Source organism: Pseudarthrobacter sp. efr-133-R2A-89 (assembly GCF_030209315.1).
Lineage (GTDB): Bacteria > Actinomycetota > Actinomycetes > Actinomycetales > Micrococcaceae > Arthrobacter.
This window is the reverse complement of record NZ_JARVSE010000005.1, coordinates 208,376-234,545: the sequence shown is the minus strand read 5'-3', so window position 1 is coordinate 234,545 and position 26,170 is coordinate 208,376. Positions and strand designations below refer to the sequence as shown.

Below are 26,170 nucleotides of genomic sequence, written 5' to 3'. Positions count from 1 at the left end.
TCGGGACTCGACTACCTAGGGTATCAAGTCAGCCGCGTCAGGTGGCATGCTGGCAAAATGACGAGCCAAACATCTGTGCAGACCTTGCTCATCCTCGGCGCCTCGGGCGACCTCACCGGCCGGCTCCTCCTTCCCGGCCTTGCCCGGCTGGCGGCGGCGGGCCGGGCGGAAGGACTCCGGCTGGTAGGTGCCGGATCGGATCCATGGACCAAGGAACAGTGGCAGGAACGGGTCCGCTCGTCGTTCGCGGCCGCAGCCGGTGCGGCGGACGGCCCGGGGAATGAAGCCCTCGAAGCACTGCAGAAGGAAACGGCCTACCACCAGGTGGATGTCACGGCCAAGGGTGCCCTGGCGTCCCTGCTCGCAGGGCTCAAGGGCCCGGTGGCCGTCTATTTTGCGCTTCCGCCCCGCATCAGCCAGCAGGCCTGCGAGACACTCCAGCCGGAGGAGGTTCCCGAGGGCACCCGGCTGGTCATGGAGAAGCCGTTCGGTTCCAGTGAGGAGTCGGCGCGCTCCTTGAACCGTACGCTGGCCCGCCTGGTTCCGGAGGACCACATCCACCGCGTGGACCACTTCCTGGGCAAGGCGACGGTGCTTAACATCCTGGGCCTGCGGTTTGCCAACAACTTCCTGGAGCCGGTCTGGAACCGGCAGCACGTGGAGAAAGTGGAGATCTTCTTCGACGAGGACCTGGCCCTTGAGGGCAGGGCCCGCTACTACGACAGTGCCGGCGCACTCCGCGACATGATCCAGAGCCACTTGCTGGAGGTCATGGCCCTCATGGCCATCGAACCGCCGGCCACCATCGGCGAGCGCGACCTCCGCGACGCGGTATCCAGCGTGCTCCGGGCCAGCAGCGTCCATGCACCGTTCACCGGCACTACCCGCCGGGCGCGCTACACGGCGGGATCGATTGCGGGGAAGGCCGTCCCCGACTACGCAAAGGAGGAGGGGGTGGATGCCGCCCGCGGAACGGAGACTCTCGCGGAGATCCAGGTGGATATCGACAACTGGCGCTGGCGGGGAGTGCCGTTCATCCTGCGGTCCGGGAAGGCGCTGGGCGACAAGCGCAAGGAAGCGGTGGTCACCTTCCTTCCCGTGCCCCACCTGCCGCGGGGATTCACGGGGGTGGACTCCCCCAACCAGCTGCGGATCGGGTTTGGTCCGGACACGCTGGAGTTCGACGTCGACGTCAACGGCCCGGGGAACATTTTCAGCCTGGGCCGGGTCACCTTGGAGGCGGAGTTGAGTGCCTCCGACCTGCTGCCGTACGGGGAGGTGCTGGAGGGCGTCCTGACCGGAGACCCGTTGCTGTCTGTCCGCGGCGATACCGCGGAGGACTGCTGGCGGATTGTGGAGCCGGTGCTCACGGCGTGGGCAAAGGATGAAGTCCCGTTGGAGGAGTACGACGCCGGTTCGGCCGGCCCGGCTTCGTGGCCCACCAACCGCGAAACCGGCGCGGGCGGCGGCGACTGATCAGGGAAGGGCACCAGCGCAGGAAACAGCACAGCGGGCGGGAACCTTTCGGTTCCCGCCCGCTGTGCTGTTGCGTTCTGTCGTTCCTGGCCCCAGGACCGGTGTGTCCCGCCTAGATGGCGGCTACTCCGCGTTCCCCGGTCCGGACGCGCACTGCTTCATGGACGTCGATGGTCCAGACCTTGCCGTCCCCGGCCCGGCCGGTGTTGGAGCTGGCGATGATCACGTCCAGGATGTCGTCTGACTGTTCGTCGGTGGCCAGGACCTCAACGCGGATCTTGGGGAGCAGGTCCACGTTGTATTCGGCTCCGCGGTACACCTCGGTGTAGCCGCGCTGGCGTCCGTAGCCGCTGGCCGCGCTGACGGTGAGTCCTTGGACGCCGTAGGCTTCCAGCCCTTCCCGGATTGTTTCGAGCTTTTCCGGCCTGACGATTGCAGTGATCAGTTTCATGCCCCCACGCTTTCCTTGCCTGCTGCCGGCTGTGCCTGCTGTGCTCCGGTTGCGGATTCCCGGTTTTCCGCCTGGGTCTTGCCGGTCACCATGTCGTGCAGCGGCTGGAAGCTGCCACCGTGGCCGCCGACGCCGAACTCGTAGGCGGTCTCGGCGTGCAGGCTGAGGTCCGCGCCGGCGATTTCCTGGTGCTCGGAGATGCGGAAGCCCATGGTCTTGTGGATCGGGTAGGCGATGATCAGGGTCATCACCGCGGTGAAGGCGATGGAGAGCAGCGCTGCCAATACCTGTGCCACCAGCTGGGTGGCGCCGCCGCCGTAAAACAGGCCGGCAGCACCCTGGTCCGGGGTGGCGAGGAAGCCGATGGCGACGGTGCCGATGACACCTGCGACAAGGTGGACGCCCACAACATCCAGGGAGTCGTCATAACCGAGCTTGAACTTCAGGCCGACTGCCAGGGCAGAGGCGATACCGGCGACGACGCCCAGGGCAATCGCGCCGAGCGGGGAGACGTTGGCGCAGGCCGGGGTGATGGCTACGAGGCCGGCCACCACGCCTGAAGCGGCGCCGAGCGAGGTGGGGTGTCCGTCCCGGATACGTTCCACAGCGAGCCAGCCCAGCATCGCGGCGGCCGGGGCTGCCAGGGTGTTGATCCAGATCAGGCCGGCCTGTTCCACGGTGGCGGCGGCGCCGGCGTTGAAGCCGAACCAGCCGAACCACAGGATGGCTGCGCCGAGCATGACGAACGGGATGTTGTGCGGGCGGTGGTTCGGGTCCTTGCCGAAGCCCTTGCGGTTACCAATGATCAGCACCAGCACCAGGCCGGCAACACCGGCGTTGATGTGCACCACGGTGCCTCCGGCGAAGTCGATGACCGGAGCGAAGGTCTGGCCGAACCAGCCGTCCTTGGAGAACAGGCCGCCACCCCACACCATGAAGGCCAGGGGCGCGTACACCAGCGTGGCCCAGATCGGGGTGAAGATCACCCAGGCCGAGAACTTCGCGCGGTCCGCGACGGCACCGGAGATCAAAGCGACGGTGATGATCGCGAACGTTGCCGCATAGCCCACCTTCAGCAGGTCCGCCGGATCCGTAAAGTTGTGCAGGCCGAAGTGGCTGAACGGGTTGGCGAAGATCTGGAAGAAGTTGTCCTCGTTGCTCGTGGACATCGAGGCGCCCCACAGCACCCACGTAATGCCGACCGTTCCGATGGCGACGAAGCTCATCATCATCATGTTCAGTGCCGACTTGGCGCGCGTCATGCCGCCATAAAAGAATGCCAGGCCCGGGGTCATGAACAGCACGAGTGCTGCCGCAACCAGGAGCCAAACGAGACCTGCGGTGAGTTCCATGGCCTACGTCCTCTCTTGCTTTCGGTGCGGACTTGTCCGCCTGCCAACGCCTTTTTGCGTCCTGTAATGAGTTTGTGGGTGGCGTGTTTCGGCCGCGGAGGATTTAGATTGCGGGCCTGTTACAACAACCTCTAGGAAGTAAATGGTGCATATCCGCCTTGTTACGGTTATGTTTCCGCACTCGCGCAGCCACCCGGCTCCCTTTCCAGCAAGGACTTCAGCACCATGACGGCACCACCCCCGGTAAACGGCGCCACCGCACGGATTTTGGCCCGTCTGAGGCCGCAACGGGAGAAGCTTCCGCGGGACATCAAGGTGATGCTGGCCGCAGCGTTCCTCATCGCCCTTGGATTCGGCCTTGTTGCCCCCGTATTGCCGCAATTCGCAACAACCTTTGGCGTGGGAAACACCGAGGCCGCCGTCATCGTGGCGATCTTCGCGTTCATGCGCCTTGCGTTCGCCCCTGCCGGGGGCGCGCTGATCGGTAAACGTGGGGAACGCCCCGTTTACGTTGCGGGCCTGTTGATCGTGGCGCTGTCCACGGCGGCGTGCGCGTTCGCCCAGGACTACTGGCAGCTCCTGCTGTTCCGCGGCCTGGGCGGCGCCGGCTCGGTAATGTTCACCGTTGCCTCGATGGCCCTGGTGATCCGGTTGGCGCCCCCGGAAAGCAGGGGCCGGGTGTCCGGCGCCTACGCGTCGGCGTTCCTGATCGGGAACGTCTGCGGCCCGATCGTGGGAGGACTGCTGGCGGGGCTGGGCCTGCGGGTCCCGTTCCTGGCGTACGCGGGGGCCCTGCTCGTGGCAGCCTTCGTGGTGCAGACCCAGTTGAGCCATCAGCGCCGCGGCACCGGCGAGGCGCGGGAACGCGCACCGGACATGCGATTCGGCGATGCCCTGTCAACCGGAACCTACCGGTCGGCGCTCCTGTCCAGCTTCGCGAATGGTTGGGCAACCTTCGGCGTCCGGATGGCAACGGTGCCGTTGTTCGCCGCGGCCGCCTTTGGGGCGGGGCCGCAGGCGGCAGGCTTGGCGCTGGCGGTGTTCGCGGCCGGGAACGCGGCCGCCCTGGCCTTCTCGGGCCGGCTGGCGGATTCCCTGGGGCGCAAGCCCATGATGATTTCCGGGCTGGTGGTGGCTGGCCTGTCAACCGCGTCGATCGGCATTACCCACGATCTGCCCTGGTTCCTCGCGGCATCGACGCTGGCCGGCGTCGGATCCGGTCTTTTCGGTCCTGCGCAGCAGGCTGCCGTCGCGGACGTGATCGGCAACGGGCGCTCCGGCGGCAAGGTGCTGGCCGCCTACCAGATGACGTCCGACGTCGGGGCGATCGTGGGACCGGTCGTGGCGGGCCTGCTCGCCGACGGCCTGGGGTTCGGCTGGGCGTTCGCGGTCACCGGCGCCATGATGCTGCTGGCGGCCGGCGGCTGGTTGCCCACCCGGGAAACCCTCCGGGTTAAACCCAACTAGCTCGCATTTGTTGTCGTTTTGAGGGCTCAAAACGACAACAAGTGCGAGCCAGTGGGGCGGGCAGCTAGTTCAGCAGCGCGTCAACGAAGCTTTCGGTATCGAACGGGGCGAGGTCGTCGGCGCCTTCCCCCAGGCCCACGAGTTTGACGGGCACGCCAAGCGCCCGCTGGATGGCGACGACGATGCCGCCTTTGGCGGTTCCATCCAGTTTGGTCAACACGATGCCGGTGATGTTGACCACCTCGGAGAAGACCCTCGCCTGGTTCAGGCCGTTCTGGCCGGTGGTGGCGTCCAGCACCAGCAGGACCTCGTCCACCTCGGCCAGCTTCTCCACCACGCGCTTGACCTTGCCCAGTTCATCCATCAGGCCCACCTTGTTCTGCAGGCGCCCGGCGGTGTCGATCATGACGACGTCGACTTCCTGCTCAATGCCTGCCTTCACCGCTTCGTAGGCGACCGACGCAGGATCCGCGCCGTCGATGTCGGACTTCACGGTGGGCACGCCCACCCGCTGGCCCCAGGTTGCCAATTGCTCGGCGGCGGCGGCCCGGAAGGTATCCGCTGCCCCAAGCAGGACGTCCTTGTCCTCGGCCACCAGGACCCGTGCCAGCTTGCCCACGGTGGTGGTCTTTCCGACGCCGTTGACGCCCACCACCATCATGACGGCGGGCTTGTCCGCGTGCCGCTCCACGTTCAGGCTGCGGTCCATGGTGGGATCGACCAGTTTGATGAGTTCTTCGCGGAGCATGGCCTTGACATGTTCGGGGGTCCTGGTGCCCAGGACCTTGACCCGCTCGCGGAGGGCATCCACCAGCTGCATGGTGGGTTCGGTACCCAGGTCAGCGAGCAGGAGCGTTTCCTCCACCTCGTCCCAAACGCTCTCGTCGATCCGGTCGCTGGACAGCAGGGCCAGCAGGCCCTTGCCCATGATGTTGTTGGAGCGGACCAGCCGTTCCCGCAGCCGGGTGAGGCGCCCTGCGACTGGCAGCGGGGTTTCGACCGGGATGGTTTCGAGTCCGGCGGCATCGTCCGGGACGGTGGTGGTGTCCACAACGTCGGGGCCGGCGCCGCCGGGGGTTCCGAGTTCAATGGTGCCGGTGCTGTCATCCACCGCCGTGCCGCCCCCGGAGCGGACCTCGGGATCGTTCGCGTCCCGGGTTTCCGGGTAGCGGGTGATGTTCCTCCGCGTCTTGATCAGGACCGGGATCAGCGCGCCGATGACCAGCACGGCAGCAAGGATGGACAGGACAATGGGAAGGATGTCATTCACTCCCCTAGCTTCTCATACGGGGTCGGCCCGGTCCGGGCGCCGGCAGGGCGCCTGACCTGCTCCGATGCCGGCGGTGCGGCTGCTACACCTCGGCCCCGATGCGCTGGCTGATGACGGTGGAGACGCCGTCGCCGCGCATGGTGACGCCATAGAGCGCGTCCGCCACTTCCATGGTCCGCTTTTGGTGGGTGATGACGATCAGCTGGCTGGACTCCCGGAGTTCCTCGAAGATGGTGATCAGGCGGCCCAGGTTGGTGTCATCCAGCGCCGCCTCCACCTCGTCCATGACATAGAACGGGGACGGCCGGGCCTTGAAGATGGCCACCAGCAGGGCCACCGCGGTGAGTGAGCGTTCGCCGCCGGAGAGCAGGGAGAGCCGCTTGATCCTCTTGCCGGCGGGACGGGCCTCCACGTCAATGCCGGTGGTCAGCATGTCGGCGGGGTCGGTGAGGACCAGGCGCCCCTCGCCGCCCGGGAACAGCCGCTCGAAGACCCTGACGAACTGGGCCTGGGTGTCCTCGAAGGCTTCCGCGAATACCCGCTGGACCCGGTCATCCACCTCTTTGATGATGTCCATCAGGTCACGGCGGGACGCTTTGAGGTCTTCCAGCTGGGTGCTGAGGAACTGGTGCCGCTCCTCCAGCGCCGCGAATTCCTCCAGTGCCAGCGGGTTGACCTTGCCCAGGCTTGCGAGGTCCCGTTCGGCCTTCCGCAGCCGCTTCTCCTGCTCCTGCCGCACATAGGGTTTGCCTTCGCGGATCTCCTCGCCGCCGGCGTCGACAGGAGCACGCAGGGCGGCCCATTTGTCGCCGGACTCTTCCGCCGGGACCGGCACGGGGACGTGCGGCCCAAACTCCGCGACCAAGGCCTCCGGGGTAATGCCCAGTTCGTCCACGGACCGGGTCTCCACCGCCTCGATCCTGGCCCGCTGCTGGGCCCGGGCAAGTTCGTCGCGGTGCACATTGTCTGTGAGGTCCGCCAGTTCGCGGGCCAGGGCGTCGTTCGAGTCCCGGATCTCCCGGAGTCCGCGGTCCCGCAGCTCCCGGTTCTCCTCCGCGAGGTCGCGTTCATGCCGGGCGAGCTCGACCGAGACATCCACATAGCCAAGTGCCATGTCCACCCCCGCGGAAACGGCTGCGGCCCGCCGGGCCTGGATGCGGCGGCGCCGCGCGCGTTCGGCCGCTTCCTCCCGCGCCCGGCGCTCCGTGGCGGCCGCGCGTTCCAGGGAGGCTGCCCGGTTGCCGGTGGCTGCCAGTTGCTCCTCTGCGCTGCGCAGGGACAACCGTGCTTCCACCTCGGCGGCGCGGGCGGCAGACGCGGCTCCGGCCAGCTCGTCGCGCTGTTCGGTGGAGGGTTCCTGCTCGACGGGAGCTTCCTGGGCGGCCGCGAGCCGGGCGGTGATGGCCGCGAGCGCTTCTTCCTCGGCAGCCACGTTCTCTTCTGCGCGGGCCAGGGAGGCTGCCAGCCGGTCGCTTTCGCCGACGGCGCTGCGCAGGACCGAGTTGAGGTGCCCCAGGCGTTCGGCGACGGCGGCGAGCCGGGCATCGGATTCATGCAGCCGGTCCAGGGCAGCGTCCGCAGTCTCCTGTGCCCCGGCGCGCCGGGCCTCGGCGGCGGCCAGTGCGAACCTGTTCCGCTCCAGGTCCGCCGTCACCGTCGAAAGCTCACGTCCGGCGTCGTCCACGGCTGCCTGCACCTCCAGGAGGGATGGTGCTTTGGCCGAACCGCCGGTGGCCGAGACGGCGGTGAACACGTCGCCTTCCCGGGTGACGGCCGTGACGCCGGGCTGCGAGGCTACCAGCGCCGCCGCGGCGTCCATGCCGGCGACGACGACGGTTCCGGACAGCAGGTGCCGTACCAGTGCCACCTCCACCGCCGGGCCGTCCACCAATCCGGCAGCCCACCGGGCGCCGCCGGGAAGCTCCAGGTCCGGGGCGTCCGTTGGCTGGTCCACGGCAGCGGACGCGAGGAGGAGGGCCGCCCGGCCGCCGTCGTCGTCTTTAAGCACCTGCAGGACCGCGGCCGCCGTGCCGGTGTCCTGGACGAGGACGGCCTCCGACGCCTGCCCCAGTGCAGCAGCGATGGCGGCCTCGAACCCGGCCTGCACGGTGAGTGCGGCTGCGAGGCTGCCCTGTATACCCGGGAGGCCGGCCTCCATCACGTGCCGGGCGCCGTCCTTGCGGTCAAGGCCGAGTTTCAGGGCGTCCAGGCGCGCGGCGAGGGCGTCCCGTTTGCGGATTCCTTCGTTGACGGCGTTCTTGAGGCCTGCGATATCGCCCAGCACCGCATCGAGCACATCGCTGGCGGCCTCGTACTCGGCGTCGAGGGACTCCTCCCCCTCCTCCACTCCCGCCACCTGGTTTTCCAGGGCCGTGAATTCGGATTGTGCCTTGGCGCGCCGTTCGGTGCCGGCGGCAAGGGATTCGCGGAGCCGGCCCAGCTCGGCCTGGGCTGACTCCACCCTGGACCGTGCCGCCGCGACCTGCCCGGCGAGGCGCGCCAGGCCTTCCCGGCGGTCAGCGGCCGCCCTCAACTGGGCGGTGAGCCGCTGGTCCTCGGCGCGCGCAGCCTGTTCGGCGTCGGCCTTCGCGGTGCTTGCGGCGTCCAGGACACGGCGCCGGCGCACAATGTCCGCCTCGAGTTCGGCCAACTCCTGCCGCACCCGTGCAGCTTGGCGTTCCAGTTGTTCCGGGTCCCGCCCGGACGGGGCCGGGGCGTCGTCGGAGCCCAGCAGGCGGCTGCGTTCGGTAGCCAAGGTGCCCAGTGAACGGAGCCGTTCCCGGGCGGTTGACAGCCGGTACCAGGTATCGCGGGCAGCGTTGAGCCTGGGGGTGGCCTCCGCGGCCAGCTGTTCCAGGGCGGCCTGCTGCCTGCGGCCGGCTTCAAGTTCCTGTTCGACGGCGGTGCGCCGGGCCTTGAGCGCGGCTTCGTCGGCTACGTCCTGTTCGAGGGCATGCTGGAGCTGGACAAGGTCATCGGCCAGGAGGCGTGCCCTGGCGTCCCGGACATCGAACTGGACACGCTGGGCGCGGCGGGCCACTTCCGCCTGCTTGCCCAGCGGCGTGAGCTGGCGCCGGATCTCCCCCGTGAGGTCGGTCAGCCGCTGGAGGTTGGCCTGCATCGCCTCCAGTTTGCGGACCGTCCGCTCCTTGCGCCGCCGGTGCTTGAGGATGCCGGCGGCCTCTTCGATAAATCCGCGCCGGTCCTCCGGGGTGGCGTGCAGCACCCGGTCCAACTGCCCTTGGCCCACAATGACGTGCATTTCCCGGCCCAGCCCGGAATCGGACAACAGTTCCTGGATGTCCAGCAACCGGCAACCGGCACCGTTAATGGCGTACTCGGATCCGCCTGTCCGGAACAGGGTCCGTGAAATGGTGACTTCGCTGTACTCGATGGGCAGGGCGCCGTCCGTGTTGTCGATGGTCAGCGAGACATGGGCGCGTCCCAGCGGCGGCCGGCCGGACGTCCCAGCGAAGATGACGTCCTCCATCTTGCCGCCGCGAAGCGTCTTGGCTCCTTGCTCGCCCATGACCCAGGCCAGGGCGTCAACCACATTGGACTTGCCGGAGCCGTTGGGACCCACGACGGCGGTGACGCCGGGTTCGAAGTCGAAGGTGGTGGCCGACGCAAAGGACTTGAACCCCCGGACGGTGAGGCTTTTGAGGTGCAAGGCTTTCCTGGTCTCCTGGCGGGGTAGGGAACGATGCTGGAACCGGCTCCCTATAATCTACTGCGCAGGAGCGACATTTCCCGTCCAGCACTCCGCGGCCGGCGGCGGCGCCCCCCGGCCAATATGCATGATCGGGGGCAGCAAAGGCATAGTTAAGCTCTTGGGCCTGCACTGATGTGGGTACAGTCACCGCGTGGCTGCAGGACAAAAACGAAGAGGGGCTTGAATTGGCAGGTAACGCAACCTTCCGGCACAGCAATACCGCGCTGCTTTCCGTAAGCAGCGTCGAGGCTCCGCGGATCGTCAGCTCCACGGATTTCGACCGCAGGCTGGCCTCCACCCTGCAGCGGCTGAAGTTTCCGCCGCGGCTGCTCGAGCGCGTGGCCGGTATCACGCACCGCCGCTGGTGGGCTGCGGGAACTTCGTTCGATGATGCTGCCATTGAGGCCGGCGCCAAGGCTTTGGCCGAAGCGGGCATCGAAGCGTCGGAGGTGGGCCTGTTGATCAACACGTCGGTGACGCGGCGGAACCTGGAACCCTCGGTTGCGGTGAAGATCCATCACGGACTCAGCCTTCCGTCGTCGGCCATGAACTTCGACCTCGCCAACGCCTGCCTGGGATTCGTCAACGCGCTGACCCTCGCCGCCAACATGATCGATTCCGGCCAGATCCGGTACGCGGTGATCGTGAACGGCGAGGATGCCCAGCTGACCCAGGAAGCCACGCTTGCCCGGCTGCAGCGCCCCGAAACGACGCGTGACGACTTCAACCGGGAATTCGCCACGCTGACGCTCGGTTCCGGGGCGGCCGCCGCCGTCCTGGGTCCGGCGGACCAGCACCCGGGCGCCCACCGGATCGTGGGCGGTGTGATGCGGGCCGGCACCGAGCACCACGAACTCTGCGTGGGCGGCATCGACGGCATGGCTACCGACACCAAGGGCTTGCTCGACGGCGGCCTGCAACTTGTGGTCGATGCCTGGCACGAGGCCCAGCCGGAGTGGGACTGGGCGGAGATGGACCGCTACGTCACGCACCAGGTGAGCAACGCCTATACCCAGGCGATCATCAACGCGATCGACCTTGATCCGGACAAGGTACCCATCACCTTCCCGCACTGGGGCAACGTGGGCCCGGCGTCGTTGCCGATGACGCTGGCCGCCGAGACTCAGACCCTGGGAAGCGGTGACCGGGTCCTGTGCATGGGCGTCGGTTCGGGCCTGAACACCGCAATGCTGGAAATCGTTTGGTGATCGCGGCCTGGCCTGGCGTGGACGCCGAGTGGTCGCGCCGGATCGATGTTCCGTCCACCGCGGCCGCGGACCCGGCAGGCACGGTGCACCGCTGGCATGTGCTCGATAACGGCCCGCAGCTGGAGCGGCTGGGCCTGGCCCCGGCCGGAACCCTGCTGTGCGTCCACGGCAACCCCACCTGGTCCTACCTCTGGCGGCGTTTCCTTGCCGCCGGAACCGATCCGGTCCATCCCTGGCGCGTGGTGGCGGTGGACCAACTGGATATGGGCTTCTCCGAACGCACCGGCGTGTTCCGCCGCCTCGCCGACAGGATCAGCGACCTCGGCGACCTCACCGATGTGCTGGGCCTGCAAGGTCCGGTGGTCACCGCCGGCCACGACTGGGGCGGCGTGATCAGCCTCGGCTGGGCCCTGGCCCACCAGCACCAGCTCGCCGGTGTGGTGCTCACCAACACCGCCGTCCATCAACCCGGCAGTTCGCAGATCCCGCCGGCGCTGCGCCTGGCGCTTCACCCCGCCGTGCACAAGTGGGGAACCACGACGTCGGACGCTTTCCTGCGGGTGACGCACTCGCTCGCCAGCCCGCCGCTGCCCGCGGATATCCGCGCCGCTTACATGGCCCCCTACCGCGGGGCTTCCCGCCGTGAGGGCGTGGGAAACTTTGTCGCCGACATCCCCGTGGACGCATCCCATCCAAGCCACCCGGCGCTGGCCCGTGTGGCGGAGGGCCTGCGCGGCCTGGACGTCCCCGCCCTGATGTTGTGGGGCCCGCGGGACCCGATCTTCTCCGACCGGTACCTCAAGGACCTCATCCAACGGATTCCCGCAGCCAAGGTGCACCGCTACGAGGGCGCCGGACACCTGCTCGCGGAGGACAGGGACATCGCACCGGCCGTCTTCGACTGGCTCACCGCCAACATCGCCGGCATCGGTTCCGGGACGGACGGTACCGCTGCGGCCGGCAGTGCCGGAACGCGGGGCACCGGACCGGGGCACGCCGTCCCCGCCGGGCAGGACACGTTCCGCCCCCTCTGGGCTCTCCCCGGTGAACTGTCGGCCGGGCCCGCCGGTACCGGGACCGCGATTTCCGAGATGGCGCCCGACGGCACTACCGCCCGCACGCTCACCTGGGCACAACTGGAAAAGAACGTTGCAGACGTATCTGCAGGGCTCGCCGGAATAGGCGTCGGCAACGGAAGCCGCGTGAGCCTGATGGTCCCGCCCGGCGTGGACCTCACGGTGGCGCTCTATGCCTGCCTGCGCCTGGGAGCCGTGGTGGTCGTGGCCGACGCCGGCCTGGGCACCAAGGGGCTGAGCCGTGCCGTGAAGGGTGCCACCCCGGATGTCCTGGTCGGGATCGACAGGGCGCTGGCCGCAGCCCGCGCCCTCGGCTGGGCTGCCAGGCTCGTCAGCGTGCACGACCTGCCCGCCGCCCGCCGCCACATCCTCGGGGCGGAAACGTCCCTCGCCGCCTTGGCACGGGCAGGTGCCCGGAGTGGACACCGCACCGCCGATGGGCCGGACCCGGACCAGGCCGCAGCCGTCCTGTTCACGTCCGGTTCAACCGGACCCGCCAAGGGCGTCCTCTACACGCACCGGCAGCTGGCAGCGATGCGGGACACCGTGGCGGAAACCTTCGGGATCAATCCGGGTGACCGGCTGGTGGCGGGCTTCGCGCCCTTCGCCCTGCTGGGGCCAGCCCTGGGCGCCGTCTCGGTGACGCCCGCCATGGACGTCACGGCCCCGCGTACCTTGACGGCACGTGCCCTCGGCCAGGCGGCCGCGGCTGTTGACGCAACGGTGGTCTTCGCCTCCCCGGCGGCACTGCGCAACGTCCTGGCCACCCAAGACGGCCTCACCACCGGCGGCGCCGCGGCGTTGGCCCGCGTGGAACTGCTGCTCTCCGCCGGCGCCCCGGTTCCTGAACCCCTGCTCGCCGGGGTGCAGCGGCTGCTGCCCCGGGCCTCGCTGCACACACCGTACGGAATGACCGAAGCCCTTCCCGTCACCGACATCAGCCTCGAACAAATCCGGGCCGCCGGTACCGGGAACGCAGCGGGGGCCGGCAACGGGGTCTGCGTGGGCCTGCCCGTCCATGGCGCCCGGGTTGCCGTCCTGCCACTGGCCCCGGACGGCACCGTTTCCGCGGACGGCACCACTCCCGTGGCCGAACCCGTGACGGCGCCCGGCGTCACCGGGGAGATCTTGGTCAGCGCCCCGCATGTCAAGGACTCTTACGACCGGCTCTGGCTCACCCAGCAGGCGAGCGCGGCCACGACCGGCTGGCACCGCACCGGGGACGTGGGACACTTCGACGCCGAGGGACGACTGTGGGTGGAAGGGCGCCTGGCACACATCGTGACGGCTCCGGGATCGGTGGTAACGCCGGTGGGCCCCGAACAGGCCATCGAATCCCTCGACAGTGTCAGACTGGCCGCCGTCGTTGGAGTGGGCCCGGTCGGGACCCAGGCCGTCGTCGCGGTCGTGGAAACCATGCCGGCCGTCCGCAAGGCAGGTCCCGCGGATCCCCAACTGGCCGCGCGGGTGCGTGCGGCGGCGGCCGCAGCCGGAGTGCCCCTTGCAGCGGTCCTGGTGGTTCCCGCCCAGCCCACGGATATCCGCCACAACGCCAAAATCGACCGGATCCGGCTTTCCCTGTGGGCGTCGAAGGTGCTCGCCGGCGGCCGTCCGGAGACGCCATGAAAGTCCTGGTCACCGGCGCGAGCGGGCTCCTGGGCCGGGAGGTGGCCGCGTTGCTGGTACGCCGGGGGCACGCCGTGGCCACCTTCCAGCGGCGTCCCTCCAGGGTCGACGGCGCCGAGGACCGTTGCGGCTCCCTCACCGACGATGCAGCGGTCCGGGACGCGGTGCGGGACATGGCCGCGGTGGTCCACCTTGCCGCCAAGGTTTCCTTCACCGGCCGTGCAGCGGACTTTGACGAGGTGAACGTCCAGGGAACCCGGCGCCTGCTTGACGCCGCCCGCGAAGCTGGGGTGCGGGACCTGGTGTACGTGTCATCCCCCTCCGTGGCCAACACGGGCGCCGCAATCGCCGGGCAGGGCGCCGAACCGGCGGACCCCGAGCACGCGCATGGGAACTACGCGCGCACCAAGGCCCGCGCCGAACTGCTGGCCCTCGCAGCGGACGCCCAGGACTTCCGCACCACCGCGGTGCGCCCGCACGTCGTATGGGGTCCGGGAGACACCCAGTTGGTGGAGCGTGTGCTGGAGCGGGCCGCGCGGGGCCGGCTGCCCCTGCTCGATGCCGGCGCTGCCCTGATCGACACCACGTTCATTGACAATGCGGCGGCCGCCATCGTGGCGGCACTGGACCGCATGGGGCACGTCCACGGCAAGGCCCTGGTGGTCACTAACGGGGAACCCCGGCCTGTCGGGGAGCTGCTGGCAGGCATCTGCGCTGCAGGCGGAGTGCCGGCTCCGTCGTGGTCCGTGCCCGGCAGGCTTGCGCGGATTGCCGGCTCGGTGGTGGAACGGGCCTGGCTCCGGTTTGGCCGCCAGGAGGAACCTCCCATGACGGCCTTCCTTGCCGAGCAGCTGTCCACGGCCCACTGGTTCGACCAGCGAGAAACCCGGAGGCTCCTGGACTGGACCCCGGAGGTATCGCTGGACGAGGGTCTGGCACGGCTGGCCGGCTACTACCAGCCAGGTTCAACGGCGGGCCCGCGGCGCACCTGAGGGCCGCGGAGCCGCCTTGTCAGCGGACGACGGCGGGCGACCAGGCATGCTCGATGAACAGCCGGGGTGCCGCGCCGGGTTCCAGGGACAGCGACCAGATATCGCTGTCCGGGCCCGCCCCTTCCCTGGGCATCCCGTACAGGATGGTGCCGTTGTCAAGCCACTCGATTTGGTCGTCCAGGTCCCGTTGCTCACCCAGGACGGTGACGTTCCCGGTGGCCAGCTCGAGGACGGCGGGCTGCCGGGCTCCTGCCAGGGTTCCCGATGTGCTCTTCTTGAAGGCGATCCGTTGCCCGTCGGGAGAGACCGAAGGGCACTCGACGCCGGACGCGGCGATGGTGAGCGTCCGGGCGGCGATATCCCCGTGGACCAGCCAGATATTGCCCTGCGACGAGGCGGTGGCATAGAACTCATTCGGCTTGCCAGGGCTGAAGGTCACGCCCCAAATATTCCTGTCGGTGGCCTTGATCCGTGCGCCATGGTCCATCAGGGCGTAGTCCTCGAGGTTGGTATGGCTGCTTCCGTCCGCCGGGCCAATCAGCGTTTGCGTTGAAAAACTCGACGACGCATAGGAATGGCCGGAGACGAAGACGGTGGTTGCCACCAGGGAACCATCCGCACTGACCCGTGTCCTGTTGGGAATCCCGCCGAGTGCCCACGTCCCCTGCTGCACCAGCGACCTGTCATAGGTTGAAGCCTCGAAGGAGGTGGGCATCCCGTTCCTGGTCTCCAGGCAGCTGACCAGGTTCCGGGCCGCGTAGACCCTGTCGCAGGCCTTGCCCAGGAGGGTCCGCCGGCCGTTTGGTTCAGACAGGGCCGCCGTGGCTGCCTCCCCGAACCCTTGGCCGGGGGCCGTGTTCCTGAACAGCACGAAGGGGCCGGACGGCAACGCACCGGCGGAGGCAACCTGCACGTCCGGGGCGGCCTGCCGGCTCGCGCTTGACTGCTGGTAGGCGGTGAACGCCTGGGCACCTGCGGCGCCAAGTGTGGCTATGACGACCGCAAGAAGAAAGAGCAGCCGCTTCCTCACGAGGTGGGCACCGCTGCGGTGCTGCCGCGGAACAGCAACGCTGCTCCCGCGATGGCTGCCGCCAGCAACGCAGTCGCGATGGCAACGGCCATGCCCGGCCCGGCCGCGAACCAGAGGACGCCAAATCCGGATGCGGCCGCCATCCGGCTGACGGCCACCACCGTCTGTGCGGTGCCCAGGGCGGTGCCCAGCCTTTCGGGTGGTGCCAGCTGGCTGACAAGCGCCGCCAGGACACCGTCAGTTGCCGCGTAGAAGAGCCCCAGGAGCAGCAAACAACTGATGGTGGCGGGGATCCCTGCAGTTGGCAGCCCGGCCAGCAGGTAGCAGGCCAACAAGGCACCGTGGCCGGCCAGGAAGACCGGTACTCTCCCCCACCGGTCCGCGATCCTGCCGACCGGCACGGCGAACAGCAGGAAGGCGGCGTTGGTGCCCACGAACAGCAGCGGGAACCACTGGATGGCGAAGGACTCACGGTGCTGGAGGAGGAGGTAGATGAAGCCGTCACCGATGGTGAGGACGCCCAACAAGCCGGCGGCGGCCATGGGGCGGGCCAGGCCCGGTTCCCGCAGGCGCGACCACCGCAACAGATTCCAGCTGACGACCGGCCTGGACCGGCCGGGGTGTTGCCGCCGCCGCTGGAGCCGGTCCGGCACCACCAGGAGAAGCACCGCGACGCCGATCACGGCGAAGGCGAGTGAGACGCCAAAGACGGTGCTGAAGCCATTGGGGATCAGCATCAGGACCAGGAACGCGATGAGCGGGCCGGCGGCCGCCCCGATGTTGTCCAGCATCCGGTGGATGCCGAAGGATCGCGCCAGGTACTCCGGCTGGGCCTCCGCCGCGATCATGGCATCCCGTGGCGCCGTCCGGATTCCTTTGCCGATCCTGTCGCCGGTGACGATGCCGGCAAGGGCCCAGAAGCCCCCGGCCACGAGGAACCCCGCCCGCGCCAGCATGGACAGCCCGTAGCCGGCAGCTGCCACGTACTTGGGATGGCCGGTGCGGTCGGACACCCAGCCCGCGCCGATCCGCACGATGGCGCTGGCGCCCTGGTTTATTCCGTCGATGACACCGAATGCGATGGTGGACAGCCCCAGGTAGCCCGTGACGTAGAGCGGGAGGATGGCGGCGACGGACTCGGACGATATGTCCGTCATCATGCTGACCACGCCCAGCCAGATGATCACCGGGGACAACCGGAAAGCCGGGTGGACCGAGGCAGGACCGGCGCCGGCCTGGTCCTGTTGGCCGCCTTTGCGGTCCGAGATCGAGATGTACAAGGGCTGCCTGTCCTTCCCGGGGCGGGAAGCGGTGCGCGTGCAGCGGGCCCCACCCGAAGTTCGTGCAGACAGTCTTGCAGCCGGCCCGCAGCCGCGGGTACCGAAGAATCCGCAGACCTGTTGTGGAAACCTACCAGCGGCCGTTCCGCGGCCGGGGCTGGCAGACCGGGCACGTGTGGGACGAGCGGTTCATGAACTGCTCGCGCCGGATGATCGACTGGATTCCCGCTGCGGCACAGCGTTTGCAGGGCTCGCCCTGGCGTCCGTAAGCGTTGAGGGACCTGTCGAAGTAGCCGGAGGCTCCGTTGACGTTGACGTACAGGGAGTCGAAGCTGGTGCCCCCGGCCGCCAGGGCGTCCAGCATCACCTCCCGGGCGCTGTCCAGGACCCGCTGGGCCTCGGCGCGGCGGAGCGTGTCGGTGGCCCGCGCGTAGTGAAGTTTTGCGCGCCACAGGGCTTCGTCGGCGTAGATGTTGCCGATCCCGGACACCAGCCCCTGATCCAGGAGTGCCCGTTTGAGCCCGGTTTTGCGTTTCCGGAGGCGTTGGTAGAAGAGGTCGAAGGAGAATGCGGGGTCCAGCGGGTCCCGGGCAATATGGGCTGCCTCCGCTGCGATCAACGGAAGCGGCGATTCGGCGAGACCGCCGGGGCCGCCGTCCTCCGTAGGCACCAGGGCAGTAACGAAAAGGCCGCCGAAAATCCGTTGGTCAACGAACCGCAGCTGGTCCGGCATGCCCTCACGTGGACTGAGCCCCAACCGTACTTTGAGGTGTTTTTCGTCGGGAACGCCGACGCCCTGCATCAACAGCTGGCCGCTCATCCCCAAGTGGGCCATCAGTGCCACCGCCGGTGCCTGGTGCTGTTCGGCGTGTCCCGCCCCGGCCATGCCGTTGTCCGTCAGCGGCAGCCACAGGAATTTGCCGCGTCGGACGACGTCGGACACTGTGGCGCCCTCAAGGTTGCCGATGAAGTCGCCGGCCCCAAGGGCGTGGCGGCGGATGGAGCGCGGGTCCAGGACGTCGACGGTTTGGATGGTCCTGCCGCGGACCCAGCGAACCAGGCCGCGGCGCACCACCTCAACCTCGGGCAGTTCCGGCACGGAGGCTACTTAGCAGCTGCGGAGCCGGCGGACGTACCAGCGGCATCGTGGGCTTCAGCCCCGGAAAGCACCCGCCAGGCGTCGGCCGCCGCTTCCTGCTCGGCTTCCTTTTTGGAGTGCCCGGAGCCCTTGCCGTAGGCGTTGCCGCCGATGCTCAGGACGGCAGTGAACGTGCGGGCGTGGTCCGGACCCGAGCCGTCCACGGCGTAGTGGATGCTTCCGAGCTGCCGGCTGGCAGCCAGTTCCTGGATGCTGGTTTTCCAGTCGGTTCCGGCGCCCAGGACGGCGGCATCCTTCAGCATCGGGCCGATCAGCCGCATAACCAGCTGGCGGGCGGTCTCGATATCGTTGGAGACGTAGGTGGCGCCGATCAGGGCCTCCATGGTGTCCGCGAGGATAGAGGCCTTGTTCTTCCCGTGGGTGAGCTTTTCGCCCTGCCCCAGGTAGATGTATTCGCCAATGCCCAGGCTGCGTCCAATGCCGGCCAGGGCACGGGTGCTGACGACGGCGGACCGGCGCTTGGCGAGCTCGCCTTCGGGCAGGTCCGGGTTGTCCCGGTACAGGGCATCGGTCACGGAGAAGCCCAGGATGGAGTCCCCCAGGAACTCGAGCCGCTCGTTGGTGGGTATGCCGCCATTCTCGTAGGCATACGAACGGTGGGTGAGCGCAAGACGAAGCGTCCCGGCGTCAATAGAGACACCGAGACGCTTCAGAAGCTCTTCAGTTGACGACATCAGTCAGCCTGTTGGGCCGATTAGACGTCAGCGACCTTGCGGCCCTTGTACTCAAGGAACAGCGCGGTGCCAGCAGAGTCGGTAACGACCTTTGCCTGGTGCGGCAGGCTGTAGGTGACCTGGCCGTTCTCAACGGTCTTCACCAGGTGGGGGGCGGTCGCCTTCCACTGCGAGCGGCGGGCGCGGGTATTCGAGCGAGACATTTTCCGCTTGGGAACAGCCACGGCTAACTCATTTCTCTCTAGACAAACACGTACAAATCAATTTTGCCGGTCAGGCTTAGCCATATCAGCTAGGGCAGCCCAGCGAGGATCCAGGACCTCGTGGTGGTGCCCCGGCTCGTCTTCCAGGCGAACTCCGCATTCGGAGCAAAGGCCCTGGCAGTCTTCCCGGCACACCGGCTGGAACGGCAGGTTGGTGACAACCGCGTCCCGCAACACCGGTTCAAGATCGATTACATCGTGCTCGACTCGACGTTGCTCTTCATCTTCTTCTCCGTCCGAAAGCTCAGCGCCTTCATAGAAGAAAAGTTCTTGCACATTGACCTCAAGGTCATACGCAAGGGGATCCAGGCATCGGCCGCATTCGCCGGTTACTTCGACGGCTGCAGTTCCTGATACCAGAATTCCTTCGTGTACGGCCTCAAGCCTCAGGTCGAGCTCGACATCCGAGCCTTCCTGAACACCAATGAGCGCCACACCAAGATCACCCGGTGCGGGTACATGTTCCTTCAGTGTCCGCATGCTTCCCGGGCTGCGCCCGAGGTCCTTGACGTCGAACGCCAGGGGCGAACCAGCATCTCTTTTAATGAGAACTCCTGTTGAACATATGACCGACGTACCATCTTAGCCTGAAGAGCCATGGTGACTCAAACCGGCATGCGGCGGCGCCGAAGTACCCATCCATCCTACCGTCTTGGCTGCTGATCCGGGCCAGGCTCGCCGGTCACCAGGCGGCGGTGCACCGAGCGGGGCACGTAATCGGAGACGCTCCCGCCCAGTGCCGCCACCTCCTTGATCAGGGTGGACGACAAGTGGACGTAGCTGGCTTCCGCCGGGAGGAACACCGTTTCCACCCCGCTCAGCTGCCGGTTCATCGTCGCCATGGGCAGCTCGTAGTCAAAATCCGACGACGAGCGCAGCCCTTTGACGATGGCGGACACCCCCCGGTGGCGGCAGTATTCCGCGAGGAGTCCCGCGCCGACAGGCTCCACCACGATGCCCTTGAGCGAAGCCAACGTCTCGCGCGCCATGTCCAGCCGCTCTTCCAGGGTGAACATGTACTTCTTGGCGTAGTTGGTGGAGATGGCCACGATGACCTCATCAAAAAGGCCGGCAGCCCTGGCAATGACTTCGAGATGGCCGTTGTGGATGGGGTCGAAGGATCCGGGGCACACAGCGCGTCTCATGCTCCGAACCTACCGCATGGAAAGCCCGGGATACCATGACTGGATGCATCCTCCACGGGAACTTTCCACGCCCCTGGCACCTGCTCCCTGGCAGCGGACAGCGCTCGGCGCCAACCTGCTGGCGCCCGACGGCGGACTGGGGGTCACCATCTTCGAAGAGATGACCACCCTTGCCGTCCGGACGGGTGCCATCAACCTGGGCCAGGGCTTCCCGGACGAGGACGGGCCGCTGGAGATCAGGGAGGCGGCGCGGGCGGCCATCGCCGCCGGAGCCAACCAGTACGCACCCGGCAGGGGCATCCCCGAACTCCGCGAGGCGGTGGCCGCGCACCAGGAACGCTTCTACGGGTTGACGCCCGACCCCGCCACGGAGGTCATCATCACCACCGGGGCCACCGAAGGCATCGCGGCCTCGCTGCTGGCTTTCGCCGGGCCCGGTGACGAAGTCCTGACGTTCGAGCCCTTCTATGACTCCTACGGCGCGGTCATCGGCCTCACCGGCGCCACCCATGTGACCGTGCCGCTGGCCGCCCCGGACTTCATGCCTGACCTTTCCGCCCTGGAGTCGGCCTTCAGTGACCGCACCCGGGTGGTCCTGCTGAACAACCCGCACAATCCCACCGGCGCCGTTTTTCCGGAGGCCGTGCTGCAGCGCGTCGTGGACCTTGCAGCCAAGCACGGCAGCATCATCGTCACAGACGAGGTGTACGAGCACCTGACGTTCGGCGTCCCCCATATCCCGGTGGCAACGCTGCCCGGAGCCGCCGCGAACACCATCACCATCTCCTCCGCGGGGAAGACGTTCTCACTGACAGGATGGAAGGTGGGCTGGCTGACCGGTCCGGAGGACCTGGTGGCCGCCGTGCGTACGGTGAAGCAATTCCTCACCTACAGCTCCGGGACCCCGTTCCAGGCGGCAATCGCCACGGGCCTGGGCCAGCCGGACGCTTTCTTCCACGGGATCGCGGCCACCCTGCAGAAGAAACGGGACATCCTCAGCGAGGGGCTCAGGGACGCCGGGTTCGATGTCTTCACGCCCCGCGGCACCTACTTCGTCAACGTGGACACCGCACCGCTCGGCATCACCGACGCTCTGGACCTCGCCCGGCGCCTGCCGGAATTGGTGGGAGTTGCCGCCATCCCGGTCCCCGTGTTCTGCCACCCCGAGGGCGCGGAACGGACAAGGAGCCTGCTGCGCTTCGCCTTTTGCAAGAAGACCGATGTCCTGGAGGAAGCCGCCTCGCGGCTGGCAACGCTCCGCGGCAGGCTCTGATGTCCGGCGGCGCCAGGGGAACTGCGAGCCGGTTCCTGCGGACCACCGGCCAGCACGCCACCATCGAACCGGACTCGTTCACGGACGGCGGCTATGTGCTCAGCATCGGCGGAGCGGAGCAGTCCCATGTCAACCTCAGCCGGCCCGACGAGATTTTCTACGAGTACCTGCGCAGGATCGGCCACCTGGTGGATCTCGCCGCACCGGCAGGGGAACCGGTGAAGGCCCTGCACCTTGGCGCCGGTGCGCTGACCCTTGCACGCTACATCCAGGCCACCCGGCCCGGCTCACCGCAGTACGCGGTGGAGCTGGAACGCGAACTGCTGGACTTTGTCCTCCGGCACCTTCCCCTGCCCGACGGCACGGACCTGACCACCGTGATCGGCGATGCCCGCGAGGCACTTGGCACGCTGGCCCCGGGACTGACGTTCGACGTCGTCATCCTGGATATCTTTTCCGGGCCGAAGGCGCCGGCCCACATCGCGTCCAGTGGTTTCTACCGGGAGGCCCGGGACCGGCTGAGCCCGGACGGCGTGCTGATTGTCAATGTGGGCGACGAGCCCGCCCTCACGTTGGTCAGGAGCCAGGTGGCGGCCATGCGCGAGGCCATGGCCGATGTTGCGGCGTTCGGGGAAGCCGGAATGTTCGACGCACGGTACCCGGGAAATGTCATCCTGGCAGGCACGCAAGGCCCCTGGCCGGAATCGTGGACGACAGAGCTGGCCGCCCGCGGCCCCCACCCTGCCCGGGTCCTGTCCGGCGTGGACCTGGACCCCTTCTCGGCCTAGGCCCAGGCCTTACCCCTCGGTCCCGTCCGGCAGGTCGTCGGCGGAGATGGCATCGGGTACCGACGGTTCGGCAAACCACAACCGGGTCTCGCCGTACTTTTTGTCCGCAAACCGCGCCAGTCCGTCGGGCCACTCCGGCTCCGGAGAACGCGAGGACCGCTCCACCACCACCACAGCCCCGGCTGCCAGGTGGCCGGCGAGCTTTTGGAGCACCGCCGCCAGCGCCGCTTCATCCAGTGGATAAGGCGGATCCAGGAACACGAGGTCCCAGGCAGCGGAGCCTGGCGCGCGGTCAAGGAAGGGCTCCACCCTGGCCCGGTGCACGCTGACGGTCTTGCGGCCAAGCACGCCGTCGATGAGGTCCGCATTGCGCTGGCACACCGCACTGGCCTTGGCGTCGGACTCCACCAGGTCCACGGCCTGCGCTCCCCTGCTGGCACTTTCCACGCCCAGGGACCCCGAACCCGCGTACAGGTCAAGAACCCTGGCGCCCGAGATCACGCCAAAAGCGTCGAGCCGGGAGAACAGCGCTTCCTTGACGCGGTCGGTGGTGGGCCGGGTCAACGAGCCCGGGACCGCGTTCAGCGGGGTTCCGCCCGCGGCGCCGGAGATAACCCGGGTCATTGCGGCTGCCGCCGTCCGCCTGCGCCCTGGGGCCCTGCCGTGCTAACCGCGTTCAAGGAACGCCTCCTTCTCGGGGTTGAGGTACTTCTTGATGGCATCGGCGAGTTCGGGATGGCCTGCCAGCAACGGGTCCCTGCCGACGATCTGCTGTGCGTCTTCCCTGGCCCGGGCGATGACGTCTTCGTGTTCGAGGACGCGCAGGAGTTTCAGGGTGGAGCGTCCGCCGGACTGGGAGGCGCCCAGGATATCGCCTTCGCGGCGCAGTTTGAGGTCTTCCTGCGAGAGGACGAAACCGTCCGTTGTGGCCACGACGGCTTCCAGTCGCCGCCGGCTGGTATGCCCCGGCTCCAGGGCGGTGACCAGCAGGCAGGTGCCGGGCAGTCCGCCACGGCCGACGCGCCCGCGGAGCTGGTGCAGCTGGGAGATCCCGAACCTGTCGGCGTCCAGGATGACCATCAAGGTGGCGTTGTGCACATCCACGCCCACTTCGATCACGGTGGTGGAGACGAGCAGTTTGATCCGGTTGGCGGTGAAGCCGGCCATCGTCTCCGTTTTCAGCTCAGGCTCCTGGCGTCCGTGCAGGGGTGCGAGCGGCACCCCTGCCAGGGACGGCTCGGCCTGCAGGTGTTCCACGACGGCGGTGACGGACGCAAGCTCCCGCCCTTCCTCGCCGTCCGCCCCCGGAGGTGCGGCCTCGCCGGGGCTGAAGTCGCCGTCGTCGTCCGTCCCGATCTTGGGACAGACCACGTACACCTGGCGCCCGGCATCGATCTCTTCCCGGGCGCGCGCCCAGATCCGCGCCGCCCAGGCGGGGTTCTCCGCGAGGCCCACAAGGTGGGTGGTGATCGGGGCCCGGCCTTTGGGCAGTTCGCTGAGGGTGGACGTTTCCAGGTCCCCGAAAACCGTCATGGCAACGGTCCGCGGGATGGGGGTGGCTGTCATGACCAGCAGGTGCGGGGGCTTGCGCGCCTTGGCCCGCAGGGCGTCGCGCTGCTCCACGCCGAAACGGTGCTGCTCGTCCACCACGATGAGTCCGAGGTCGTAGAAGGAGACGTTGTCGCCCAGGAGCGCGTGGGTGCCGATGATGATTCCGGCCGTCCCGGAGGCGGCATCCAGCATGGCTTGCCTGCGTGCGGCGGTGGGCATGGAGCCGGTCAGCAGCGTGACTTGCACGGAGGCGCCGCTTCCGCCGGCGAGACCGCCCAGGAGGCCGTCGCCGGACAACGGTCCAAGGCTGCGCCGGATGGAGTCGTAATGCTGGGCGGCGAGCACTTCGGTAGGGGCCAGGAGCGCGGCCTGCCCGCCGGAATCAATGACCTGCAGCATGGCACGCAGCGCCACGACTGTCTTGCCCGAGCCGACCTCGCCCTGCAGCAGCCGGTTCATGGGGGTGTCGCGAGCCAGTTCCGCGGCGAGGGTTTGGCCGACGGCGGATTGGCCGGCCGTGAGCGTGAACGGCAGGTTGGCGTCGAAGGCGGCCAGGAGGCCGTCGCCCACCGGGCGGCGGGCCGTGGCTTCCTCGGCAGCGAGCTGGGCGCGGCGCCGCGCCAGCGCTGACTGCAGCACCAAGGCCTCGTGGTAGCGCAGGCGGTCCCGGGCCCTGCGCCAGTCGTCGGCGGACTCGGGTACGTGGATCAACCGGTAGGCGCGGGACACCGGCAGAAACCCTTCACGGGCGGAAACCTCGGTTGGCACCGGGTCGGGCAGGGCGTCGAGGTCGAGTGTTTCCAGGAGGGTGGCGATGGTCTTCTGGATCTTCCAGCTGGGAAGCTTGGCGGTTGCCGGGTACACCGGGATGGGCATGGCGGCGAGTTTCTCCGGGTCCTGGCCACTGTCGGTGAACGGATCTTCGTCCACCAGCTGGAAATCAGGGTTGGTCAGGCCCAGTTGCCCCTTGAAACTGGTGACCTTCCCGGAAAACAGGGCCCGCCGCCCCTGCAGGAGTTCCGTTTTGGCTTTGTACCCGTTGAAGAAGCTGATTTTGAGGGTTCCGGGCACCTTGCCGCGGAAGTCCCGGCCGCCCACCAGCCGGAGCCCCTGCTGACCGTCGTCGTCGGACACGATGACGTCGGTGATCGATCCCCGTCGGGCCTGCATGGTGCGCGTGCTGCTGGACAGCACCCGGGCGATCAGGGTCACGTCCTCGTCCAGCGGCAGCTCGCTGATGGGGGTCAGCTCACCGCGGCTCATGTAACGGCGCGGAAAGTAATTCAGGAGTCCGTCCACGGTGGTGATCCCGAGGTGTTTCTCAATGACCGCTGCCGAGCGCTTGCCGATGCGCCGCTCCAGGGCCAGGTCGAGCTCAGCGTTCATGCCCGCCGGTGTTCACTGCGTCCATGTCCGGGTCCCTGGGCAGCGCAAGTTCGCTGACGCTGATCTGGGACGGCTCGCCCAGGGACCTGATGACGGTGACGGCCTGGTCCGGATGCGGCACGTGCACATGGACCCGCCACCGGTACTTCCCGTCCGGGTCAACTTCGCCGCCCACCTGGCTCATGATGACGGACTCGCCGATTTCGTCCAGGCGCTGCCGAAGGGTGGCGGCGTCCAGCGGCGACAGGCTGATGGTGCACATGACTTCCACGCCGTCGGCGTCGGGCATGGCGGTGTGGATGTGGGGATCGGAGACGTCGTAGCCGTGCAGGCCGTCGAGGAGTTCATTCTGCAGTTCCTCGCCCAGGACCGCCGATCGCAGGCAGTCAAGGATGAGCAGCATTCCCACCCCGCCGGCATCGACGACGTGGGCGGACTGCAGGGCATCGAGCTGCTCTTCGGTATGGATCACCGCTGCCAGGGCTCCCTCCACCGCGGCGTCCAGGGCAAGGCCCAGCGCGTGGTTGCTGTCGTCCCCGTCCTGGGCCGCGTCCACGGCGGCCGCGGCGCGGGCGGCTGCTTCCATGACGGAAAGCATGGTTCCGGGAACGGGATCGCTGAGTGCTGACCAGGCACGGATCTGGGCGCGGTTCAGCGCGGCCGACAGGAGCGTGGACGTCACCCTGGTGTGGCCGGCCAGGGGCTCGGCCGCTGCACACAGGAACACGGAGAAGAGGGTGCCGGAGTTTCCCCGGGCTTCCTCCATGGCCGCCTGCCCTGCCGTGGCGAGGACTTCACCGACGTCCACCGGAGCGGGCTGGTCGTCGGTGAGCACCAACGAGCGGGCTGCGGCGCGAACGGTGAGGTAGAGGTTGGTGCCGGTATCGCCGTCAGCCACCGGGAAGATGTTGATGGCGTTGAGCCGGTCGCTGTGGTTGCCCAGGGCCGTTTCCGCCTTGCCCAGCCACCTCTTCATCGCCAGCGCGTTGGC

At 68.1% G+C, this 26,170-nt stretch carries 21 protein-coding genes; 7 read left to right on the top strand and 14 right to left on the bottom strand.

All coding sequences use genetic code 11. The annotated features are described in order from the left end of the window. The first annotated feature begins 57 nt into the window (after window positions 1–57). Window positions 58–1,476 (top strand): glucose-6-phosphate dehydrogenase, encoded by a 1,419-nt coding sequence (locus tag QRM95_RS10260; RefSeq protein WP_285247650.1) that lies wholly within the window; start codon window positions 58–60, stop codon window positions 1,474–1,476. A 112-nt stretch (window positions 1,477–1,588) separates the two neighbouring features. Here QRM95_RS10260 and QRM95_RS10255 read toward each other — a convergent pair whose 3' ends face one another. Further along, window positions 1,589–1,927: a P-II family nitrogen regulator gene (locus QRM95_RS10255; protein WP_018760008.1), complete on the bottom strand. Its 339-nt coding sequence runs from the start codon at window positions 1,925–1,927 to the stop codon at window positions 1,589–1,591. Then, window positions 1,924–3,279: an ammonium transporter gene (locus QRM95_RS10250; protein WP_285247649.1), complete on the bottom strand. Its 1,356-nt coding sequence runs from the start codon at window positions 3,277–3,279 to the stop codon at window positions 1,924–1,926. Before QRM95_RS10250 ends, QRM95_RS10255 begins: the two co-directional genes overlap by 4 nt. A 225-nt stretch (window positions 3,280–3,504) precedes the next feature. Here QRM95_RS10250 and QRM95_RS10245 point away from each other — a divergent pair, with 225 nt between their 5' ends. Beyond that, window positions 3,505–4,746, top strand: coding sequence for an MFS transporter (locus QRM95_RS10245; protein WP_285247648.1), 1,242 nt, complete (start codon window positions 3,505–3,507; stop codon window positions 4,744–4,746). Window positions 4,747–4,810: 64 nt separating this feature from the next. Here QRM95_RS10245 and ftsY read toward each other — a convergent pair whose 3' ends face one another. Next, complete coding sequence (gene ftsY / locus QRM95_RS10240; RefSeq protein ID WP_285247647.1) at window positions 4,811–6,016, bottom strand: signal recognition particle-docking protein FtsY; 1,206 nt, start codon at window positions 6,014–6,016, stop codon at window positions 4,811–4,813. A gap of 82 nt (window positions 6,017–6,098) precedes the next feature. Then, window positions 6,099–9,686: a chromosome segregation protein SMC gene (gene smc, locus QRM95_RS10235; RefSeq protein WP_285247646.1), complete on the bottom strand. Its 3,588-nt coding sequence runs from the start codon at window positions 9,684–9,686 to the stop codon at window positions 6,099–6,101. Window positions 9,687–9,913: 227 nt separating this feature from the next. Here smc and QRM95_RS10230 point away from each other — a divergent pair, with 227 nt between their 5' ends. The 3 genes from QRM95_RS10230 to QRM95_RS10220 are packed head-to-tail and all read left to right on the top strand — an operon-like array spanning window position 9,914 to window position 14,630. After that, window positions 9,914–10,936, top strand: a complete 1,023-nt coding sequence (locus QRM95_RS10230; protein ID WP_285247645.1) for a 3-oxoacyl-ACP synthase III — start codon at window positions 9,914–9,916, stop codon at window positions 10,934–10,936. Further along, window positions 10,930–13,638: an alpha/beta fold hydrolase gene (locus QRM95_RS10225; protein ID WP_285247644.1), complete on the top strand. Its 2,709-nt coding sequence runs from the start codon at window positions 10,930–10,932 to the stop codon at window positions 13,636–13,638. The genes QRM95_RS10230 and QRM95_RS10225 overlap by 7 nt, the downstream gene beginning before the upstream one ends. Then, window positions 13,635–14,630, top strand: a complete 996-nt coding sequence (locus tag QRM95_RS10220) for an NAD-dependent epimerase/dehydratase family protein (protein WP_285247643.1) — start codon at window positions 13,635–13,637, stop codon at window positions 14,628–14,630. The genes QRM95_RS10225 and QRM95_RS10220 overlap by 4 nt, the downstream gene beginning before the upstream one ends. A gap of 19 nt (window positions 14,631–14,649) precedes the next feature. On the opposite strand, the gene QRM95_RS10215 is transcribed toward QRM95_RS10220, so the two are convergent. The 7 genes from QRM95_RS10215 to coaD all read right to left on the bottom strand — a co-directional run bounded on the left by QRM95_RS10215 (window position 14,650) and on the right by coaD (window position 20,181). Then, window positions 14,650–15,660, bottom strand: a complete 1,011-nt coding sequence (locus QRM95_RS10215; protein ID WP_285247642.1) for a TolB-like translocation protein — start codon at window positions 15,658–15,660, stop codon at window positions 14,650–14,652. Then, complete coding sequence (locus QRM95_RS10210) at window positions 15,657–16,940, bottom strand: MFS transporter (RefSeq protein ID WP_285247641.1); 1,284 nt, start codon at window positions 16,938–16,940, stop codon at window positions 15,657–15,659. The genes QRM95_RS10215 and QRM95_RS10210 overlap by 4 nt, the downstream gene beginning before the upstream one ends. A gap of 130 nt (window positions 16,941–17,070) precedes the next feature. Continuing rightward, window positions 17,071–18,039 carry a bifunctional DNA-formamidopyrimidine glycosylase/DNA-(apurinic or apyrimidinic site) lyase gene (gene mutM / locus QRM95_RS10205; RefSeq protein ID WP_285247640.1) on the bottom strand — a complete coding sequence of 323 codons (969 nt, stop codon included), beginning with the start codon at window positions 18,037–18,039 and terminating at the stop codon, window positions 17,071–17,073. Window positions 18,040–18,044: 5 nt separating this feature from the next. Continuing rightward, window positions 18,045–18,773, bottom strand: coding sequence for a ribonuclease III (gene rnc, locus QRM95_RS10200; RefSeq protein ID WP_018760019.1), 729 nt, complete (start codon window positions 18,771–18,773; stop codon window positions 18,045–18,047). Window positions 18,774–18,793: 20 nt separating this feature from the next. Beyond that, entirely contained in the window at window positions 18,794–18,997 is a 204-nt protein-coding gene (rpmF, locus tag QRM95_RS10195; RefSeq protein WP_009356569.1) for a 50S ribosomal protein L32, read from the bottom strand. Window positions 18,998–19,033: 36 nt separating this feature from the next. Then, window positions 19,034–19,558, bottom strand: coding sequence for a YceD family protein (locus tag QRM95_RS10190; protein WP_081624091.1), 525 nt, complete (start codon window positions 19,556–19,558; stop codon window positions 19,034–19,036). 122 nt (window positions 19,559–19,680) lie between these two features. After that, the gene (gene coaD / locus QRM95_RS10185; RefSeq protein ID WP_026264218.1) at window positions 19,681–20,181 is read right to left on the bottom strand and encodes a pantetheine-phosphate adenylyltransferase; all 501 of its coding nucleotides are present in this window, start codon (window positions 20,179–20,181) and stop codon (window positions 19,681–19,683) included. Between the two features lie 43 nt (window positions 20,182–20,224). Between coaD and QRM95_RS10180 the strand changes: the two genes are divergently transcribed. Both QRM95_RS10180 and QRM95_RS10175 read left to right on the top strand, forming a co-directional pair. Next, on the top strand, window positions 20,225–21,454 hold the full coding sequence (locus tag QRM95_RS10180; protein WP_285247639.1) for an aminotransferase class I/II-fold pyridoxal phosphate-dependent enzyme: 1,230 nt from the start codon (window positions 20,225–20,227) through the stop codon (window positions 21,452–21,454). Continuing rightward, on the top strand, window positions 21,454–22,242 hold the full coding sequence (locus QRM95_RS10175; protein ID WP_285247638.1) for a spermidine synthase: 789 nt from the start codon (window positions 21,454–21,456) through the stop codon (window positions 22,240–22,242). The genes QRM95_RS10180 and QRM95_RS10175 overlap by 1 nt, the downstream gene beginning before the upstream one ends. 9 nt (window positions 22,243–22,251) lie before the next feature. Here QRM95_RS10175 and rsmD read toward each other — a convergent pair whose 3' ends face one another. The 3 genes from rsmD to QRM95_RS10160 are packed head-to-tail and all read right to left on the bottom strand — an operon-like array spanning window position 22,252 to window position 26,155. Then, a complete protein-coding gene (rsmD, locus tag QRM95_RS10170) occupies window positions 22,252–22,866 on the bottom strand; it encodes a 16S rRNA (guanine(966)-N(2))-methyltransferase RsmD (RefSeq protein WP_285247637.1) in 615 nt (204 codons plus the stop codon). Between the two features lie 42 nt (window positions 22,867–22,908). Next, entirely contained in the window at window positions 22,909–25,179 is a 2,271-nt protein-coding gene (locus tag QRM95_RS10165) for an ATP-dependent DNA helicase RecG (protein ID WP_285247636.1), read from the bottom strand. After that, entirely contained in the window at window positions 25,169–26,155 is a 987-nt protein-coding gene (locus tag QRM95_RS10160; RefSeq protein WP_285247758.1) for a DAK2 domain-containing protein, read from the bottom strand. Before QRM95_RS10160 ends, QRM95_RS10165 begins: the two co-directional genes overlap by 11 nt. Window positions 26,156–26,170: the final 15 nt, after the last annotated feature.

What these genes read in the sequence shown, in the direction of transcription:
- QRM95_RS10260 (WP_285247650.1), top strand. Translation starts at nt 58, where the DNA reads ATGACGAGCCAAACATCTGTGCAGACCTTGCTCATCCTCGGCGCCTCG.
- QRM95_RS10255 (WP_018760008.1), bottom strand. Translation starts at nt 1,927, where the DNA reads ATGAAACTGATCACTGCAATCGTCAGGCCGGAAAAGCTCGAAACAATC.
- QRM95_RS10250 (WP_285247649.1), bottom strand. Translation starts at nt 3,279, where the DNA reads ATGGAACTCACCGCAGGTCTCGTTTGGCTCCTGGTTGCGGCAGCACTC.
- QRM95_RS10245 (WP_285247648.1), top strand. Translation starts at nt 3,505, where the DNA reads ATGACGGCACCACCCCCGGTAAACGGCGCCACCGCACGGATTTTGGCC.
- QRM95_RS10220 (WP_285247643.1), top strand. Translation starts at nt 13,635, where the DNA reads ATGAAAGTCCTGGTCACCGGCGCGAGCGGGCTCCTGGGCCGGGAGGTG.
- rnc (WP_018760019.1), bottom strand. Translation starts at nt 18,773, where the DNA reads ATGTCGTCAACTGAAGAGCTTCTGAAGCGTCTCGGTGTCTCTATTGAC.
- coaD (WP_026264218.1), bottom strand. Translation starts at nt 20,181, where the DNA reads ATGAGACGCGCTGTGTGCCCCGGATCCTTCGACCCCATCCACAACGGC.
- QRM95_RS10180 (WP_285247639.1), top strand. Translation starts at nt 20,225, where the DNA reads ATGCATCCTCCACGGGAACTTTCCACGCCCCTGGCACCTGCTCCCTGG.
- QRM95_RS10175 (WP_285247638.1), top strand. Translation starts at nt 21,454, where the DNA reads ATGTCCGGCGGCGCCAGGGGAACTGCGAGCCGGTTCCTGCGGACCACC.
- rsmD (WP_285247637.1), bottom strand. Translation starts at nt 22,866, where the DNA reads ATGACCCGGGTTATCTCCGGCGCCGCGGGCGGAACCCCGCTGAACGCG.
- QRM95_RS10165 (WP_285247636.1), bottom strand. Translation starts at nt 25,179, where the DNA reads ATGAACGCTGAGCTCGACCTGGCCCTGGAGCGGCGCATCGGCAAGCGC.
- QRM95_RS10160 (WP_285247758.1), bottom strand. Translation starts at nt 26,155, where the DNA reads ATGAAGAGGTGGCTGGGCAAGGCGGAAACGGCCCTGGGCAACCACAGC.